This window comes from Streptomyces sp. NRRL F-525 (genome assembly GCF_000716605.1).
Taxonomy (GTDB): Bacteria; Actinomycetota; Actinomycetes; order Streptomycetales; family Streptomycetaceae; genus Streptomyces.
Genome location: NZ_JNXE01000033.1, coordinates 42,554 through 59,359, shown reverse-complemented (window position 1 = coordinate 59,359; position 16,806 = coordinate 42,554). Strand labels below are relative to the sequence as shown.

Genomic DNA, 16,806 nt, shown 5'->3' with positions numbered 1-16,806 from the left:
ATGAGCGACGACGCCCCCACCACCGAGCCCGGCCGCATCCCGAACAAGGGCAAGCTGGCCAAGGACCTCAACGAGGTCATCCGCTACACCCTGTGGTCCGTCTTCAAGCTGAAGGACGTGCTGCCCGAGGACCGCGCCGGATACGCCGACGAGGTCCAGGAGCTGTTCGACCAGCTCGCCGCGAAGGACGTGACCGTCCGCGGCACGTACGACGTCTCGGGACTGCGCGCCGACGCCGACCTCATGATCTGGTGGCACGCCGAGACCGCCGACCAGCTTCAGGAGGCGTACAACCTCTTCCGCCGCACGAAGCTCGGCCGCGCCCTGGACCCGGTCTGGTCGAACATGGCGCTGCACCGCCCCGCCGAGTTCAACCGCTCGCACATCCCGGCCTTCCTGGCCGACGAGACGCCGCGCAACTACATCAGCGTGTACCCGTTCGTGCGCTCCTACGACTGGTACCTGCTCCCCGATGAGGACCGCCGCCGCATGCTCGCCGACCACGGCAAGATGGCCCGCGGCTACCCGGACGTCCGAGCCAACACGGTCGCCTCGTTCTCGCTGGGCGACTACGAGTGGATGTTGGCCTTCGAGGCCGACGAGCTCTACCGCATCGTCGACCTCATGCGCCACCTCCGAGCCTCCGAGGCCCGCATGCACGTCCGAGAAGAGGTCCCCTTCTACACGGGCCGCCGAAAGTCGGTTTCCGAATTGATCGCCGGGCTGGCGTAGGTCTTTAGGGGCGCGGGGAACTGCGCGACCAGCCCCCGCCGGGCGGCAGTCTACGAACTACCCGGTCGCGCAGCCTTCGGCTCAGCATGCGGAGCACACGCAGCCCGCCGCTCAGGCAACCGCCCCTCCAACAGATAAGCGTCCAGATACCCGTTGACGCACTTGTTGGATCCACCGGCGATCCCATGAGTCCCCGCATCCCGCTCAGTCACCAACACCGAGTCAGACAGGCGCCGTTGCAACTCAAGGGCCCCGTCATACGGCGCAGCCGCATCCCGCTCGGCAGCCATGATCAGCACCGGCGGCAACTCACCAGGCCCAGTCCGCACATCAAGCGGCTGCTGCCGAGGCACGGGCCAGTACGCGCACGGCAGATTCATCCACACGTTGTCCCACGTCTCGAACGGCGCCACCCGCGCAAGCCGAGTGTTGTCCCGGTCCCAGACACTCCACTCGGTAGGCCAGGCCGCGTCATTGCACTCGACGGCCGTGTACACCGCGTTCCCGTTCTCCGCCTCGACAGCCGCCCCCGGCGTGGGCCCGGCCTGCTGGATCAACGGCTTCGGGTCACCCTTCAGATACGCCGACAAGGCAGCCGCACTGTGCGGCCAGTAGTCGTCGTAGTACCCGGCGGACAGGATCGCGCCCTGCAACTGCGCAGGACCCACCTTGCCCCCCGCGGGCTTCTCCGCGAGCCGCGCCTCGGCCTTGCGATAGCTACCGAGGACCTTCTCCTCCGTGTCGCCGAGCCCGTAGACGTCGTCGTGCTTGGCGATCCACTCGCGGAAGTCCGTCCAGCGGCCCTCGAACGCGGCCGACTGGTCGAGGTTGTTGCGGTACCAGATCTGCTCGGGGTCCGGGTTCACCGCCGAGTCGAACACCATCCGCCGTACGTGCGTGGGGAACAGCGTCGCGTACAGCGCCCCGAAGTAGGTCCCGTAGGACGCGCCCATGAACGTCAGCCTGTCCTCGCCGAGCGCGGCGCGCAGGACGTCCAGGTCGCGGGCGTTGTTGAGGGAGGTGTAGAAGCGGAGCTTGCTGCCGGAGCGCTTGGCGCAGCCGCGCGCGTACGACTTGGCCTCCGCGATGCGTTCCTTCTTGTACGACTCCGAGGGGTAAGTCGGCGACTGCGAGGGCGCCTTGAAGAAGTGCTTGGGGTCCTCGCAGGACAGGGGTGCCGACTTGTCGACCCCGCGCGGGGCGTAGCCGACGAGGTCGTAGGCCGACGCGATGCGCTTCCACTCGGGGAGCATGCCGATCAGCGGGAAGTAGAGGCCGGAGGCGCCGGGGCCGCCGGGGTTGTAGACCAGGGAGCCCTGGCCGGGCACTCTGCGCTTGCTGTTGTGCGGGTCCTTGTGGGTGGCCCGGGCGCGGCTGACGGTCAGCTTGATCTGCTTGCCGTCGGGGTGCGCGTAGTCGAGCGGGACGGAGACCGTGCCGCACTCCATGGTGCCGGGCAGGTCCTGGGCGTCGGGGCACTTCCCGAAGGTGATGCCCGCCGCCCGGGCGTGCGCGGCGGCCAGCGCGGTGCCGGTCGACTCCGCGGCGCCCGGGGCACCGGTGGCCGGGGCGGCGGCGAGGGTGGTGAGGAGCAAGGACCCGGCGGCCGAGTACAGGGCGGCGGCTCGCATGGTGGGGTATCCCTTCGGAGCACGGCAGCAACAAAAGGGATGTTTCGTTCGGCTGTCGGCGAAGGCAAGCACCGTCGGGCGGTGTCGGCCCCAATGACCCCTGTGCGCCCCCGGGGAGCGCCTTCACGCTGTGGTCAGCGCCGCCACTCGTACTGCTCGCGGTGCGCGAAGGCCGCCCGCAGATCCGGCTCGCCGACCGCGCGGATGCCGCGTACGGCGACGGACGTCAGATACGTACGGTCGTCCCCGCTGCCCGCGTGCCGGGCCAGCGTGCCCAGCAGCCGCTGACCGGCCGGGGACGCCCAGCGCGAGTACGGGTGCACCTCGACCCGCGCGATGGCCAGACAGCTCAGCGTGAGGGCCAGCGGCAGCGCGAACCAGAGCGCGACCAGCCCCCGCGGCATCTCGGCCCCCGGCGTCAGCAGCGCGGTCGCGCCCAGCACGAGCACGACGAGCGCGGCGCCCCTCACCTGCCGTACCCCGGACGCGACGGTCGTAGTGCTGCCGTCCGGTACGGCCAGGCCCGCGTCGACGAGCCGGTCCGCGACGTCGCGCACGGCATCCGTGGCCGCCGCGGTGGCCCGCACCGGGCCGATCCTGGACTGCCCCTCGGGCCCGATCGCGCCTATCACCGACCGCTCGATGGCGTCCCGGCCGCGCGGGTCGACGACGGTCGCCCAGCCGGTGTGCGCGAGCAGCAGCCGGTGCTGCCGCGCCATGGAGACGAGCGTCAGATCGGCGACCCGCGCGGGACCGCCGGAGAGGAACGCCGCCTCGTAGAGCGTCAGATCGTGTCCCGTGCCCGCGTCGTCCGTGTCGACGGCCGCCGCTCTGACGGCGGCCAGGCACAGCCGCGTGCACGCCGTGCCGGCGACGGCCCAGGCCAGGAGCAGGAGAAGGACCCAGAACATGCCAAGTTTCTATGCCAAAGGCCCAGTGCGACGCCATGCCTTGTTCACAATCCGGACGGAGCGTTGTCGGTATGTGACGTTCCGAATGTCCGGAAACGGACTACTGCCGCAACGGTTCTACGGCTGCGCCGACGGCGGTGGGGCGGAGGCGGCCGGCGGGAGCGTGTAGGTCGGGGAGACCGACGGGGCCAGCGGGACCACCTGTCCGGGGTCGGCCGCGGCGGAGACGCTGGGCACCGGCGAACTCGACGCGGCCATGTCCCGGGCCAGCGCGGAGAAGTCGACGTACCCGGTGGCCTCCAGGATCTTGATGTGGTCCAGGACGGTCGTGTTCGCGTCGTCGGCGAGGGCGCGGACCAGGGAGTTCTGGGTGGTGGCGCGGACCTGCGCGACCACCGTGAACACCTTGCCGTGCGCGAGGCGCAGGATGTTGGCGAACTTGCGGTCGAAGTCCACGCCCTGCGCCGCGTTGAGCGTGGCGAGCCACTGCTGTTGCTGCGCGTTGGGCTGGTTGGGCAGCGGCACCCCGAGCCGGGCGGCGACGTCCCGCACCCGCTCGTCCAGGAACGTGTGGCCGTCGATGAGGTGCTGCCCCGCCGTCCGTACGGCCGCGGTCGTGCCCTTCTCCTCGGCCTGCTGCCCGGCCGGCAGCTCCCACAGCCCGGCCAGCCGGACCCTGGTGACGAAGTCCCGGTCCAGGGCGGACAACGGCCCGTACGGGGTGGTCACCGTCTGGTCGCTGAGCACGCTGGCGCCGGTCGTCCCGGACCGGTCGGCGTAGGACCAGACCGGGAAGACCAGCGCGGCCAGGGTCGCGGTCAGGCCGATGACGATGACGCCGGTGCCACTGACTATGCCTCGGCCCTTTACGGGTGGTCGCGGTCGCATGGGTGCCTCCTGTTACGGCACCGCACGTGAGTGTGCTTTTCGTGCGCGTCTCGTGCGGGACCGCAATATTACTGTGGAGTCACTGTCACCTTCCAAGGCCCCTGGTCGGCGCCGCCTGAGTCCCTCAACGGCGCAGCAGCACCCGCCGGGTGGCACGTGCGAGCCGGACCGCGGGCCGCGCCGAACGCGGGACGGGCCCCGACCGCTCCAGCCACCACTCGCGCAACTCCCGCCGCACCTCCGCGTCCTCCGGCCCGCCCGACAGCAGCAGCTGCCCCGCGAAGTCCAGCGCGTCCCGCCGGTAACCGCCGGTCATGGGGTGCGAGTGTGCGTACGCGAGGAAGGTCGGCCGGTACAACTCCCCGAGAATCTCCGGCAGTTCGGGTGCCACCTTCGCCACGACATCGGCCCGCTTCACCCCGAGCGCCCGCGCCTGCACCCCGAGCCGCACCCGGTCGAACCCGTCGGGGACCGGAGTCGCGGCGACCAGGGCGGAGAGAAGGGCGGTCTGAGCGAGGGCGAGACGCTGACGGGCGGCGGCGGTGGCTTCGGGCGCGGGTGCCGTCTCCGATGCCCCTACGGCGCTGATCGCCTGCCCTTCCCGCGAAGGCACCCGGCGCGCGGCCGACCGTGCCCACCCCTTGGTCAGCGCCCCCTGAATCGCCTCCAACTCCCGCTCCAGCACGGCCGGTTCGGGGAAGTTGTCGTCACGCTCCAGCAGCACCCCGGGCGGGGAGACGCGGGACGCGAGGTCGGTCAGGATGGCGAGGACCGGGGCGGGGACTGGGTGGGCGTGGGTGTCGTGCCAGACGCCGTCGCGTTCGATACCGCCCGCGACATGGACGTACGCGATGGCCTCGACGGGGAGTTCGGCGAGGGCCTTGGCCGGGTCCTCGCCGCGGTTGACGTGGTTGGTGTGCAGGTTGGCGACGTCGATGAGGAGGCGTACGCCGGTGCGGTCGGCCAGTTCGTACAGGAACTGCCCCTCGGTCATCTCCTCGCCCGGCCAGGCGAGCAGCGCGGCGATGTTCTCTACCGCGAGGGGTACGGGAAGTGCGGCCTGGGCGATGCGGATGTTCTCGCAGAGCACGTCGAGGGCGTCTCGGGTGCGCGGTACGGGCAGCAGGTGGCCGGCTTCCAGGAGCGGGGAGGCGGTCAGCGGGCCGCCCGCGCGGACGAACGCGATGTGCTCCGTGACCAGCGGCGATCCCAGCGCCTCGGCCCGCTCGGCGAGCGCCGTCAGCCTGCCCTCGTCCGGGCGGTCGGCGCCGCCGAGGCCCAGGGAGACGCCGTGCGGGATCACCGTCACGCCGCGCTCGCGCAGCCGTAGCAGGGAGTCGGGGAGGTGGCCGGGGCAGACGTTCTCGGCCACGGCCTCGACCCAGTCGATGCCCGGCATGCGCTCCACGGCGTCCGCGATCTCCGGCCGCCAGCCGATGCCCGTTCCCAGTCGCTCCATCGTCCGTCCCCGTTCTGTGTGCAGGTCATGAACTCCACAAGTCCGCTGTCCGGCGTGACGGGGGTATCGCCCACGGGCAAGGCCCCGAACCTCGGCCGCGTCACTTTCAGAGCAACATTTGAGGTTCGGGGCCAGGACTTCGGGGCCGGGACCCGGACGGCCGCGGGAGCCCTAACCCAGGACGCCGTTCGAGTCGACCGGATCCGGGCGGCCGGTGTTGACCGTGCCCGGTGCCGCCGGGGACGGGCGCGAGGTGGCGCCGATGTTGCCGCTCGCCTCGGCGGCCGGCGCGGAGGGCGCCTGCTGGCCGGGGGCCGGGGCCGCAGGGCCGGTCGGGCTGGCGGTCGAGGCGTTGGCGATCTCGTTGGCGATGGCGTCGAAGTCGACCCGCCCGGTCTTCTCCAGCACCGTGATGTGGTCGAGCACGGTCTGGTTGGCGTCCGACGCCAACTGCCGCACGAGCGTGTTCCGCGTGGTGTTCCGTACGGCGCCGATGGCCGGGAAGATCTTGCCGTGCGCGGCCCGCAGCAGGTTGGCGAACTTGTACTCGTACTCGGCGCCGGTCGCCGCGCTCATCTCCCGCAGCCAGCCCTGCTGTTGCTCGTTCGGCACGTTCGGCAGCGCGACCCCCAGCTGGGCCGCGATGATCCGCACCCGCTTGTCGAGGTCGGTGTGGCCGACGATGAGGTGGTCACCGGCCTCCTTGATCGCCTGGCTGGGCGCCCGCTCGATCGCCTGCTGCCCGGCCGGCAGCTCCCACAGCCCGGCCAGCCGCACCCGCACGATCAGATCCCGGTCGGCGGCCGTCAACGGCCCCCACTCGGTGTTCACGGTGCCCGCCGCCACGTTCGCCTGCCCGGTCCCCGCCCGGTCGGCGTACGACCACACGGGAAAGACGAGCGCACCGGTGGTGGCGAAAATGGTCGCGATGAACACAGCCGTACCGTTGATACGACGCAAGGGAGCCTCCCGGGGGAACCAACTGGTCGTTGGAGAAGTTGACGCGTGGCCAGTGCCAGGAGGTACGCGCGGAGCGGTTTCCTTGTTCAAAGGGAGGGCAGCTTTGCTCAAGGAGCAGGCAAAGTAGGCGAGTTCGGCGGCCCTTCGCCGGTCCTGTCGTCAGCCCTTGACGGGCCAGTGCTCCGGCGTCCGGCCCAGTAGCCGTAGCGTCTCGTCGAGCGGGCCGGCGTCCGGCGGTACGTCGAGCGGCGGGGCGAAGGCGAACTCCGGTCCGCGGACGGCCGGTTCGGTGGGTACCAGCCGGGCCACCACCAGGGCGATGTCCAACACGTCGTCCGACAGGTCGAGTTCGGTGCCGAGGGTGGCGGCCACGTCCCAGGCGTGGACGACGTAGTCGATGAAGTGGAAGCCGATCGCGGTCCGGCCCGGGAAGCTCGCGCCCAGCTCCGGCAGTGCGAACTCCCCCTCGGGGGCGCCGGGTTCGGCGAACGCGGCGAGGACGGCGGTGGCCGCGGCGCGGTGCGTCCGGGCCGGCTCGCTCATGTCCTCCGGCTCCCGCCAGTACGCCCTGTCCTGACCCGCGCCACGCGCGGCGGCCGCGAATCCGTGGTGCTGCGCGGCCATGTGCGCCACGAGCCGCCGCAGGTCCCACCCCGCGCAGGGGGTGTCCCGCTCCCAGTCCTCCTCCTGCGCCAACTCCACTACGCGCAGGGCCTCGTACACGGCGATCCGGTCGAGCTCGACGATGTCCGTTCCGGTGGCTGTCATGGAGCCTGAGCCTAAAACTGTGCGAACGGTCGTGCTACTTGTTTTCGGCCGAAGTGAGGTGAGGGGGAAAGTGCCGTCTGAGGGGAGGTGAAATGCCTTGTATGTCAGGGGACTTGAGGAGCCGTCGAAGGGTCCGTGGCCGCGCATCGAAGGCGGGCCGCTATGCCGACGCGGGCCCGGCGGTACGCGGTCTCCTCGTCGTGCAGGACGGAGAACGCGTTGGACGTCTCCATCAACGCGACAACCTCGAAGGCGAGTTGGGATATGTCGGTGTCCGCCCGCAGCTCGCCGGTGTCCCGGGCCTCGGCGGCCGTCCGCTCCACGAGGGCCATCCAGTCGCGCTGCGCGCCGGCCATCGCGTCGTGCACGGGACCGGAGCGGGCGTCGAATTCGGCGATGACCCCGTAGAAGAAACAGCCGCCGGGGAAGACCCGCCCCCGCGAGTACTCCAGCCACAGCTCGCACAGCCGCCACAACCGGCCCACGCCGGGCGGGACTTCGGCGGCTGGCCTGATCACCTTCTCGGTGTAGATGCGGGCGGCCTCGCGCACGGTGGCCAGTTGCAGCTCCTGCTTGGAGCCGAAGAGTGCGAAGACCCCGCTCTTGCTGAGCCGCAGCTCGGTGGCCAACCGGCCGACGGTCAGGGCCTCCAGGCCCTCGACGGAGGCGATGTCGACGGTGCGGCGCAGGACCAGTTGCCGGGTGCGGTTGCCCCGCTCGACCCGGCCGTCGGGTCGTGTCGTACCCGCGTCCTCGTCAGGTGTCCTTGTCGCTCCGCCTGCTCTCATGGTGGTCCACCCTAAGCAACACGGGGGAAACGGACCCTTCCTAGGATGCGGCGCGTGCACCTGATCGTCCTGGACGCCCCCACCGAGTGGAGCCGGTTCGCCGAGGGTTCCGTCGAGCGCCGCATGCTGCTCGCGCTCGGCGACCACCTCGGCACGCCGCTGCGCCCGAAGCCGCTCATGCTGCCCGACGGCAGCCGGGTCGAGGTCGAGGGGATCGACGCGGGCTGCCGCGTGCTCGTCCAACTGGTCGGCAACCAGGGTGCGTACAAGCCCGCCTACCGCAACAAGGTCATGGCGGACATGTTCAAACTGCTCTGGCTGCGGGAGTCCGTGCCGACCGCCGAGCGCGCGGTGCTGCTGGTCACCGAGCTGATCGTGCAGGCCCTCGGCGGCTGGGTGGCACGGGCCGCAGCCGACCTCGGGATCGAGATCCACGTCTTCGACGGCACCGCGGTCGCTCCGCTGCGATCTTCTTCGAAGCCAGACGTAAAACGCCCGTAACAGTCAACTGCGCTGTGCCGAAACACAATCTTCCTACGGTCGGGGGCACCTAAGCGGATTTCCGCGTGGCAGTCAGTCGCACTCGCTACGCACGCTCTCCGACTTCCAGGATCGGGCACTCGTGCCCGCGACATGGATGGGAGCGTGAAGGTGACTGGTACGCCAGCACTCGAACTGCGGTCGGTACGACGGGTCTACGGCTTCGGGTCCGCCGCGACCACGGCCCTCGACGACGTCCACCTGACGGTGCCGTCGGGCCGTTTCGTCAGTCTCATCGGCCCCAGCGGCTGCGGTAAGTCCACCCTGCTGCGTCTCGTCGCGGGCCTCGAACGGCCGGACCTCGGCCTGGTGTTGGTGCACGGGGTGACACCGGCGGAGGCGTGTGCGGCCAAGATGATCGGGCTCGTGCCGCAGAGCCCCGCGCTGTTGCCGTGGCTGTCGGTCCTGCGCAACGTCACGCTGCCGCAGAAGATCAACCGGGGTGCGGGGAAGCGGCGTGAGCGCATCGCCGATTTCGCCGAGCGGCGGACGGCGGTTCCCGACATGGAGGAACTCCTCGTCAAGGCCGGTCTTGGCGACGCCCTGCACAAGCTCCCGGCTCAGCTGTCAGGCGGCATGCGCCAACGTGCCGCGATTGTGCGGGCGTTCGGGCTGCAGCCCGATGTGCTGGTCATGGACGAGCCCTTTTCGGCGCTGGACGAGTTCACCCGCGAGAGCCTTCAGGACCAACTCCTCGATCTGTGGGAGGAGTTGCGGACGACCGTTCTGTTCGTCACTCACTCCGTGTCCGAGGCCGTACGGCTCTCCGACACCGTCGTCGTCATGGCGCCCAACCCCGGCCGGATCGTCGAGAGCATCGATGTCGACCTGCCTCGGCCTCGTGGTGAACGGCTCTTCGGGGAGCGGCGGTTCCACGAGTACGAGGACCTGGTTCGAGAGCGGCTGCGGCGCGCGTGGAACAGTGAAGCGGCGTGAGTGGGGGCGTGAGGGACGTGACCGTTGCCGACGAACGCACCACCGCTCCGGTGGCGAAGACACAGCCGCCTGTCGAACCGTCCCGGTTCAGCCTGAAGCACCCTAGGTCGCGGATCGCGTGGGTCCGGCCGGCCGTGTGGCTGCCGCTTGTCGTGATGCTGGTGCTGCTTGGCGGGCTCTGGCACTGGGGGGCTGAACGACTTCCCTATCTGCTACCGCCGTTGTCCGATGTCGGAAGTTCGCTGTCCGATCAACTCGGCTACTACGTGCACAACGCGCTTGTCACCCTTGGTGAGGCTACGGCCGGGCTGGGGATGGGGTTCGTCGGGGCGTTCGTCCTCGCGGTGCTGACCAGTGAACTGCCGTTGGTGCGGCGGGCGGTGATGCCGATCGCTGTCGTCCTCAATGTGACGCCGTTGGTTGCGATCGCGCCGGCGCTTGTTGTGGCATTCGGGTTCGGGCCTATGCCCAAGCTGATCATCACCGGGTTGATCTGTTTCTTTCCGATTCTCATCAACACGGCTACGGGGTTGCGGTCTGTGCCGCAGCAGGTGTTGCAGGTTTATCGGACGATGGACGCGAGCCGGGTCGAGTTGTTGTGGCATGTGCGCGTGCCCAACGCGCTGCCGTATCTCTTTGCCGCGCTGCGTATTGTCTTTCCGCTCTCGATCATCGGGGCGGTTGTCGCGGAGATGTCGGCGTCCGGGTCTACCGGGGGGCTCGGTACCGCGATCAGTGTCGCCTCCTCCATGAATCAACTCCCTGTTGTCTACGCCTCGATCCTCGTGCTTGCGGTGATGGGCGTGTTGCTGTTGCTTGCCGTGACGTTGGTTGAGCGGCGTGTGTTGCATTGGCACGACAGCGTGCAGGAGTAGTAGGGACTGTTCTTTATCTGCGGGCCGGTGGGGGCTGGTCGCGCAGTTCCCCGCGCCCCTTTGGGGCGCTCAACTCACCGGCATTCAGCCAGTTTGGAGTCCACTCATGCCTCGTTATCGCCTCACCAGATCTGCCCTTGTCGCCGCCGTTCTGGTGCTCGGGGTCGCCGGATGTGGTTCCGGCTCGGACGACAGCACCTCTGCGGGCTCGGCCGGGTCCGCGATTTCCGCGAAGCGGTGTGCGGAGAACAAGGCCGCCGGGAAGATCACGTATCTCTCCGGGTATCAGTTCCAGTCCTCCGTCTCGATCCTCGAATACATCGCGGCCGCCAAGCTCGGCTACTTCAAGGACCTTTGCCTCACCGTCGATCTGAAGCCGGGCAGTGGTGACACCGCGCAGAACACGAAATTGCTCGCCGGGGGACAGGCGACCGTGTCCGCGATCTCCGAGCAGGATCTGATCCAGGCGCAGGCCAACGGGATCGACATCAAGGGGATTTCCTCTTACTCGAATGCCGGGCTCGATATTTTGATGACCAACAAGGACATCACCGATCTGACCCAGTTGGACGGGAAGGTCGTCGGGCACAAGGGGTATGTCCCGGCTGCCGTCGAGGCGATGCTGGTCAAGGCCGGTGTGAAGTGGGACTCGCTCAAGCTGGTCAAGGAGGGGTACGACCCCTCGGTGCTGCCGCGTAAGCAGGGCGGGCTTGAGGCGCTCACCGGGTTTATCTCCAACGAGCCCAATCAGCTGAAGGCGGCCGGCAAGGACGTCACCGTATGGAAGCCGGTCGACTACAAGATTCCGAGCTCGATCGGGGCCATGGCGGTCAACCCGGCGTTCGCCAAGGCGCATCCGCACGCCGTCGAGGACATCCTGCGGGCCGCGCTGCACGCGTACGAGTACTGCTCCGCCGGCGAGGCGCACATCAGTGAATGCGTCGGGTACGCGGCCAAGTTGTCCGGGCCGACCTACGACAAGAAGCTGAACGCGACGATCTGGAAGACCGAGACGCAGGTCGTCAAGGAGAACCCGACGCCCGGACAGCCGCTCGGCGGGATCGACACCGACAACGTCACCCAACTCGTCGCCATGCTGCACCAGTTCAAGATCGTGCCGGGCAGTGTGACCGCCGCCAAGGCCACGGGGTGGTTCGACCCGTCCTTCGTCAAGGACATCTACAGCGGCGACAAGCTCGTCTGGCCCGCGCCGTAAGAACGCAAGAGACTCGCAGAGCCGTAGAAAGGTCCGTGACGTGCCCGCGAAAGAGTATGGAATCTTCCTTCCCATCGGGAACGGCGGCTGGATGCTGTCCACCACCGCGCCGCATCCCGAGGCGACCTACGCGTACAACAAGCGTGCCGCCGTGCACGCGGAGAGCATCGGGCTCGACTTCGTGATGTCGATGGCCAAGTGGCGTGGTTTCGGCGGGAGTACGGACCACTGGGGCCGTTCGCTGGAGTCGATGACGATGATGGCGGCGCTCGCCGAGGCGACCAGCCGGGTCAAGATCTGGGCGACCCTGCACGCCAATGTCCACAACCCCGCCGTCGCGGCGAAGATGCTCACCACGCTCCAGGACATCTCCGGCGGGCGGGCCGGGATGAACATCGTGAACGGATCGTACGCGGGAGAGTTCGAGCAATTCGGAGACTGGGACCCGGAGTTGAGCCATGAAGACCGCTATCGGATGACGGAGCTGTGGGCGGAGGCGGTCACGCGGTTGTGGACCGAGGACTCGGTCACGCTGCGCACGCCGTACTTCGACCTCGTCGACTGCGAGTCCCGGCCGCATCCGGCGACCCGGCCGACCCTCATCAGCGCGGGGCGGTCCGAGGACGCGCGGCGGTTCCAGGCGCGGTACGCCGACGGCGCCTTTCTCGCCGCCGACAGCCTCGACGACATGCGGTCGCTCTCGGCCGACGTGCATGCGCGGGCGAGGGCCAACGGCCGTGTCTGCAAGACGTATTCGATGCTCACCGTCGTCCAGGACGACACCGACGAGCTGGCCGTCAAGAAGGTGAAGGAGTGGGGCGTCGGCGTCGATCGTGAGGCGCTCGCCCATATGCGGCACACCTGGGGCGTCCCCGCCGACCAGGCCCGCGCGTGGGCCGACGGCGCCGACGGGGAGGCGGCCTTCCAGACGCCGTACGTCGCCGGTTCGGCCCGTACGGTCACCGAGCACATCGAGTACATCGTGCGGGAGGCCGACCTCGACGGACTCATGCTGATCTTCCCGGAGTACGACGAGGACATGCTGCTGTTCGGCGAGACCGTGCTGCCCGAACTGCGCGCCCGCGACGAGGTGGCGGCCTGATGTCCGACCTGCGCGACAGACAACTCGCCCAGCTCGCCGGGCCGTTCAGCAGGCCCGCGCTCGTCGTCGTGGATGTGCAACGTGACTTCGCCGATCCGGACCGGCTGGGTGCCTACGGCCTGACGGACACGGCACTGGCGACCCTCGACCGGACGGTCACGCGTATCGCCGAGCTCGTCGATACCGCTCGTGCCGCCGAAGTGCCGGTCGTCTGGGTCGAGTTGGGCAGCGACCCGGCACGGCCGTGGCGGTCCAGCAACTGGCTGCGCGAGGGCGACTACGACGCACCCATGAGCCCGGACGAGCCGTGCCGGGTCGGGACGCCCGGCGCCGAGTGGTATCAAATGCAGCCGCAAGAGGGGGAGTTGCGGGTCGTCAAGCGCGGCTACAGCGGCTTCCTCGGCACCGATCTCGACGTACGGCTGCGCGCCGCCGGCCACGACTGGCTCACCGTCGTCGGCCTGACGAGCGAGTGCTGCGTGTACGCCACCGCGCAGGACGCCGTCCAACTCGACTGGCCGGTCGTCGTACCGCAGGACACGACGACCGCCTACGACCACCACGTCAACGCCGCCGCCCTGTTCCAACTGGGCCTGAACGTGGCCGTGTTGAGCGACGCCGACGAAGTGGCCGAGCTGTGGAAGAAGGCCGCGCGATGACCGGAATGCACATCGGCTACGACCTCTCCTTCACCCACACCGAGGGTGCCTGGGCGCGACAGGGCTCGTGGATCGGGCGGGACTTCCCGGACGTCCGCATGTTCATGGAGCTGGCGCAGACCGCCGAACGCGCGGGCGTGGGCCTGCTGTTCTTCGGCGACGGCAGCGGCATCCCCAGCACCTGGCGGGGCAGCATCGCACCGGCCGTGGAGTGGGGCATCCAGTGGCCGCGCCACGACATGGCGCCGGTGATCGCCGCGATGTCCACGGTGACGGAGAAGGTCGGCTTCGGGCTGACGTACTCCTCGACCTTCATGCATCCCTTCTACGTCGCCCGGTTGCTGAACTCGCTCGACCATGTGACCGGCGGCCGGATCGCCTTCAACGTGGTCGCCTCGACGCGGGGTGCCGACGCGGCCAACTATGGATTCGCCGAGCTGATGGACCACGACCTGCGGTACGAGCGGATGGAGGAATTCGTCGACGTCTGCCGGGCGTTGTGGGATTCCGTCGCGCCGGACGCCATCGTCCGCGACCGCGGCACGGGGAGGTTCGCCGACCCTGAGAAGGTGCACCCCATCGACCACGAGGGGCGCTTCTTCACGGTCAAGGGTCCGCTCGCGTCCGTACCCGGTCCGCAGTACCACCCGCTCATCGTCCAGGCGGGCAACTCGCCCCGGGGCATTGCCGCTTCGGCCCGTTTCGCCGACCTCGTATTCGGCTTCGGCGGCAACCTCGCCGGCCAGCAGCGTCACCGCAAACTGCTCGACGAGGCGCTCCTCGCCGAGGGGCGGGACCCGGAACACGTGGGCATCCTCTGGGCGACCCAGGTGATCGTCGGCCGTACGAAGGCCGAGGCTTCGGCGCGCTGCGAGGCGGTGCACGAGTTCTGGAACGAGGAGGCCGTCGCCACCTACCTCTCGCACAACGCCGGTTACGACTTCTCGACGCTTCCGGCCTCCTTCCAACTGAGTGAGCTGCGCGACGAGTTGGCGGCGGCCAACGCGAGTCCCGCGGGGATCGTCGGCTCGCTCGTCGCGGAGTTCGGCGCGGACCACACCATGAGCCGTAGCGAGTTCTTCGAGCACGGGCGGGGGAGGGCGACGGGCCTGGACCACAGTGTCGTCGGCGATCCGGCCGCCGTGGCCGACGCGTTGGAGGAGACCTTCTCCTCGACCGGATCGCGCGGTGGCTTCATGTTCTCCAGTCCGCTGGCCATGCCCTCCGGCTTCGCCGGGATCAGCGAGCTGCTGCTGCCCGAACTGCGCCGCCGGGGTGCGCTCGCGCCGCCGTACCAGGGGCCGACTCTCCGCGAGAACCTGGCAGTTTGAGATGCCCGCGGTGAGAGCGGGTGGGGATGGGGGCGCGGGCGTGCGGCGCGAGTGGTTCGCGCTCGGCAGCCTCTGCACGGGGTTCTTCATGCTCCTGCTGGACAGCACGATCACCTCCGTCGCGCTGCCGTCCCTGATCAGCGGGCTGCACGCCGACGAGACCGCCGCGATGTGGGTCAACAGCGGCTATCTCATCGCCTATGCGGTGCCGTTGGTCGTCGCGGGGCGGTTGGGGGACCGGTACGGCCATCGGCGCGTCCACCTGGTCGGGCTCGCGGCCTTCACGCTCGGGTCGCTGCTGTGCGCAACCGCCGCCTCCATCACGGCACTTGTCGCGTGGCGGGTGGTGCAGGGCATCGGGGCCGCGCTGATGACACCGCAGTGCCTGACGCTCATCAAGGCGCTGTTCCGGCCGCCGAAGCTCGCCGTAGCGCTCGGTGTGTGGGGTGCGGTCGGGGGAGCGGCGGTGGCTGTCGGGCCGCTGCTGGGCGGGTTCCTTGTCGCCGCCGGAGGTTGGCCCGCGGTGTTCTGGGTCAACGTGCCGGTCGGTGTCGGCGCGTTGGTGGCCGTGGCCGTGTTCGTGCCGGTGCTGCCGCGGCAGGAGGCGCGTATCCCGGTGTGGGCGATCTGCGCGAACGCGAGCGGGGTCGGCGCGCTGGTGATCGGCATCCAGGGCACGGACGCGGCGAGTGCTGAAGTGCTGGGCGTACCAAGGTGGTTGCTCGTCGTTGTCGGTGTGGTGGTGGTCGCGGGCGTGGTGTGGTTCCAGCGCCGGGACGGTCAACGTGCCCTGGTGCCGGTCGAGTTGTTGCGCAGGCGGGGGTTCGTCGTCGCGGCCTGGGCCGGTGCAGCGGCGGCCTTCTGTTCCGGGTCGGCGATGATTCCGCTGATGCTGTACCTCCAGCGGGAGCGCGGGCTCGATGCCGGCGCGGCTGCCCTCACCCTCGTACCGATGGGCGTGGTCTGCCTGTTGGGGGCGCCGGTGTCGGCCCGGCTCAACAACGGGATCGGGGCCCGCGCGGTGGCCGTCATCGGTTCCGGCGCCCTCGTCCTGTCCATCGGGACGTCGGCGGTGCTCGTCGCGACGGACGCCCCGATCTCCGCCCTGACCGCCACCTTCGCGGTGTACGGGGTCGCCAACTCCTTTGTCTGGTCGCCCCTTTCGATCGCGGCGGTGACCTCGGTCGGGCCGGAGGAGGTGGGCGCGGCGTCCGGAACCTTCAACGCCATGAAGCAACTTGGCGCGGTGCTGGGCAGCGCGGTGTGCGCGGTCCTGCTGGCCGGGCACGGCTACGCGACGACGCTCGGCGGGCTCGCGGCGGTCGGGGTGCTCTGCCTCCTGGCGTGCGCACTCCTGCGTACCGAACCTCCTGGCAACGAACCCCTGCCGGTGTCCGCCGCGCCACAACTACCCACAGGAGTCGCGTGATGAATCCTGACGAGGCCTCATGAGGCTCGATGCGGACGGGGGTTGCACGATGACGGCAAGCGAGGGCATGGCAGGCCTGGAGGATCTGGACGGCATCACCTCGGATCCCGGGGAGATCACCAGCGCGTTCTCCGGATTCCCGTCGGGGGTCGCGGCTCTGGCCGCACGCGTCCACGGCGAACCGACCGTCATGATCGTCTCGTCGTTCGCGGTCGGCGTCTCCCACAACCCGCCCATGGTCTCCTTCGCGGCCCAACACACCTCTACGACTTGGCCGTTGCTGTCCCGCGCGCAGACCATCGGGATCTCGGTCCTGGGCGAGGGCCACAGCGACAAGGCCCGCCAACTCGGCTCCCGCAGCAAGGCGGCCCGGTTCGCCGACCTGCGCACGGTGGAGGCGGAATCCGGCGCGATCTTCCTCGACGGTGCGCCGGTGTGGCTGGAGTGCACGGTCGAGCACAGTTATCCGGCCGGAGACCACGACATCATCGTGCTGCGGGTGCTCGCGATGCGGTCCGACGACGAGAGGAGTCCGTTGGTGTGGCATCGACGGACTCTGAAAATGCTGGGTAGTTGAGACG

The 16,806-nt window shown here is 69.4% G+C and carries 17 protein-coding genes; 10 read left to right on the top strand and 7 right to left on the bottom strand.

From position 1 onward, the window contains the following. Complete coding sequence (gene hemQ, locus OO69_RS35575; protein WP_033285025.1) at positions 1-732, top strand: hydrogen peroxide-dependent heme synthase; 732 nt, start codon at positions 1-3, stop codon at positions 730-732. Between the two features lie 50 nt (positions 733-782). Here hemQ and OO69_RS35570 read toward each other — a convergent pair whose 3' ends face one another. The 7 genes from OO69_RS35570 to OO69_RS35540 all read right to left on the bottom strand — a co-directional run bounded on the left by OO69_RS35570 (position 783) and on the right by OO69_RS35540 (position 8,137). Further along, a complete protein-coding gene (locus tag OO69_RS35570; RefSeq protein ID WP_033285024.1) occupies positions 783-2,363 on the bottom strand; it encodes an alpha/beta hydrolase in 1,581 nt (526 codons plus the stop codon). A gap of 134 nt (positions 2,364-2,497) precedes the next feature. Then, a complete protein-coding gene (locus tag OO69_RS35565; protein WP_033285023.1) occupies positions 2,498-3,274 on the bottom strand; it encodes a TIGR04222 domain-containing membrane protein in 777 nt (258 codons plus the stop codon). Between the two features lie 117 nt (positions 3,275-3,391). Continuing rightward, the gene (locus OO69_RS35560; protein WP_033285022.1) at positions 3,392-4,162 is read right to left on the bottom strand and encodes a DUF4142 domain-containing protein; all 771 of its coding nucleotides are present in this window, start codon (positions 4,160-4,162) and stop codon (positions 3,392-3,394) included. A 124-nt stretch (positions 4,163-4,286) separates the two neighbouring features. Beyond that, positions 4,287-5,621, bottom strand: coding sequence for a DUF692 domain-containing protein (locus OO69_RS35555; RefSeq protein ID WP_033285021.1), 1,335 nt, complete (start codon positions 5,619-5,621; stop codon positions 4,287-4,289). 171 nt (positions 5,622-5,792) lie between these two features. After that, a complete protein-coding gene (locus tag OO69_RS35550; protein WP_033285020.1) occupies positions 5,793-6,581 on the bottom strand; it encodes a DUF4142 domain-containing protein in 789 nt (262 codons plus the stop codon). A 159-nt stretch (positions 6,582-6,740) separates the two neighbouring features. Beyond that, positions 6,741-7,349 (bottom strand): TIGR03086 family metal-binding protein, encoded by a 609-nt coding sequence (locus OO69_RS35545; protein ID WP_033285019.1) that lies wholly within the window; start codon positions 7,347-7,349, stop codon positions 6,741-6,743. A 104-nt stretch (positions 7,350-7,453) separates the two neighbouring features. Continuing rightward, positions 7,454-8,137: a TetR/AcrR family transcriptional regulator gene (locus OO69_RS35540; RefSeq protein WP_033285018.1), complete on the bottom strand. Its 684-nt coding sequence runs from the start codon at positions 8,135-8,137 to the stop codon at positions 7,454-7,456. Positions 8,138-8,182: 45 nt separating this feature from the next. Between OO69_RS35540 and OO69_RS35535 the strand changes: the two genes are divergently transcribed. The 9 genes from OO69_RS35535 to OO69_RS35495 all read left to right on the top strand — a co-directional run bounded on the left by OO69_RS35535 (position 8,183) and on the right by OO69_RS35495 (position 16,802). After that, a complete protein-coding gene (locus tag OO69_RS35535) occupies positions 8,183-8,638 on the top strand; it encodes a hypothetical protein (RefSeq protein ID WP_051801428.1) in 456 nt (151 codons plus the stop codon). A 150-nt stretch (positions 8,639-8,788) separates the two neighbouring features. Next, positions 8,789-9,613: an ABC transporter ATP-binding protein gene (locus OO69_RS35530; RefSeq protein ID WP_234444614.1), complete on the top strand. Its 825-nt coding sequence runs from the start codon at positions 8,789-8,791 to the stop codon at positions 9,611-9,613. A gap of 17 nt (positions 9,614-9,630) precedes the next feature. Further along, positions 9,631-10,488, top strand: a complete 858-nt coding sequence (locus OO69_RS35525; RefSeq protein ID WP_033285095.1) for an ABC transporter permease — start codon at positions 9,631-9,633, stop codon at positions 10,486-10,488. A 106-nt stretch (positions 10,489-10,594) separates the two neighbouring features. After that, positions 10,595-11,704 (top strand): ABC transporter substrate-binding protein, encoded by a 1,110-nt coding sequence (locus tag OO69_RS35520; RefSeq protein ID WP_033285016.1) that lies wholly within the window; start codon positions 10,595-10,597, stop codon positions 11,702-11,704. Positions 11,705-11,744: 40 nt separating this feature from the next. Then, entirely contained in the window at positions 11,745-12,806 is a 1,062-nt protein-coding gene (locus tag OO69_RS35515) for an LLM class flavin-dependent oxidoreductase (protein ID WP_033285015.1), read from the top strand. Next, on the top strand, positions 12,806-13,465 hold the full coding sequence (locus OO69_RS35510; protein WP_033285014.1) for a cysteine hydrolase family protein: 660 nt from the start codon (positions 12,806-12,808) through the stop codon (positions 13,463-13,465). The genes OO69_RS35515 and OO69_RS35510 overlap by 1 nt, the downstream gene beginning before the upstream one ends. Further along, positions 13,462-14,796 carry an NtaA/DmoA family FMN-dependent monooxygenase gene (locus OO69_RS35505; RefSeq protein ID WP_033285013.1) on the top strand — a complete coding sequence of 445 codons (1,335 nt, stop codon included), beginning with the start codon at positions 13,462-13,464 and terminating at the stop codon, positions 14,794-14,796. The genes OO69_RS35510 and OO69_RS35505 overlap by 4 nt, the downstream gene beginning before the upstream one ends. A gap of 40 nt (positions 14,797-14,836) precedes the next feature. After that, positions 14,837-16,225 carry an MFS transporter gene (locus OO69_RS35500; protein ID WP_033285012.1) on the top strand — a complete coding sequence of 463 codons (1,389 nt, stop codon included), beginning with the start codon at positions 14,837-14,839 and terminating at the stop codon, positions 16,223-16,225. Positions 16,226-16,274: 49 nt separating this feature from the next. After that, positions 16,275-16,802, top strand: coding sequence for a flavin reductase family protein (locus tag OO69_RS35495; RefSeq protein ID WP_063744482.1), 528 nt, complete (start codon positions 16,275-16,277; stop codon positions 16,800-16,802). Positions 16,803-16,806: the final 4 nt, after the last annotated feature.

What these genes read in the sequence shown, in the direction of transcription:
- hemQ (WP_033285025.1), top strand. Translation starts at nt 1, where the DNA reads ATGAGCGACGACGCCCCCACCACCGAGCCCGGCCGCATCCCGAACAAG.
- OO69_RS35570 (WP_033285024.1), bottom strand. Translation starts at nt 2,363, where the DNA reads ATGCGAGCCGCCGCCCTGTACTCGGCCGCCGGGTCCTTGCTCCTCACC.
- OO69_RS35565 (WP_033285023.1), bottom strand. Translation starts at nt 3,274, where the DNA reads ATGTTCTGGGTCCTTCTCCTGCTCCTGGCCTGGGCCGTCGCCGGCACG.
- OO69_RS35560 (WP_033285022.1), bottom strand. Translation starts at nt 4,162, where the DNA reads ATGCGACCGCGACCACCCGTAAAGGGCCGAGGCATAGTCAGTGGCACC.
- OO69_RS35555 (WP_033285021.1), bottom strand. Translation starts at nt 5,621, where the DNA reads ATGGAGCGACTGGGAACGGGCATCGGCTGGCGGCCGGAGATCGCGGAC.
- OO69_RS35545 (WP_033285019.1), bottom strand. Translation starts at nt 7,349, where the DNA reads ATGACAGCCACCGGAACGGACATCGTCGAGCTCGACCGGATCGCCGTG.
- OO69_RS35540 (WP_033285018.1), bottom strand. Translation starts at nt 8,137, where the DNA reads ATGAGAGCAGGCGGAGCGACAAGGACACCTGACGAGGACGCGGGTACG.
- OO69_RS35535 (WP_051801428.1), top strand. Translation starts at nt 8,183, where the DNA reads ATGCGGCGCGTGCACCTGATCGTCCTGGACGCCCCCACCGAGTGGAGC.
- OO69_RS35520 (WP_033285016.1), top strand. Translation starts at nt 10,595, where the DNA reads ATGCCTCGTTATCGCCTCACCAGATCTGCCCTTGTCGCCGCCGTTCTG.
- OO69_RS35510 (WP_033285014.1), top strand. Translation starts at nt 12,806, where the DNA reads ATGTCCGACCTGCGCGACAGACAACTCGCCCAGCTCGCCGGGCCGTTC.
- OO69_RS35505 (WP_033285013.1), top strand. Translation starts at nt 13,462, where the DNA reads ATGACCGGAATGCACATCGGCTACGACCTCTCCTTCACCCACACCGAG.
- OO69_RS35495 (WP_063744482.1), top strand. Translation starts at nt 16,275, where the DNA reads ATGACGGCAAGCGAGGGCATGGCAGGCCTGGAGGATCTGGACGGCATC.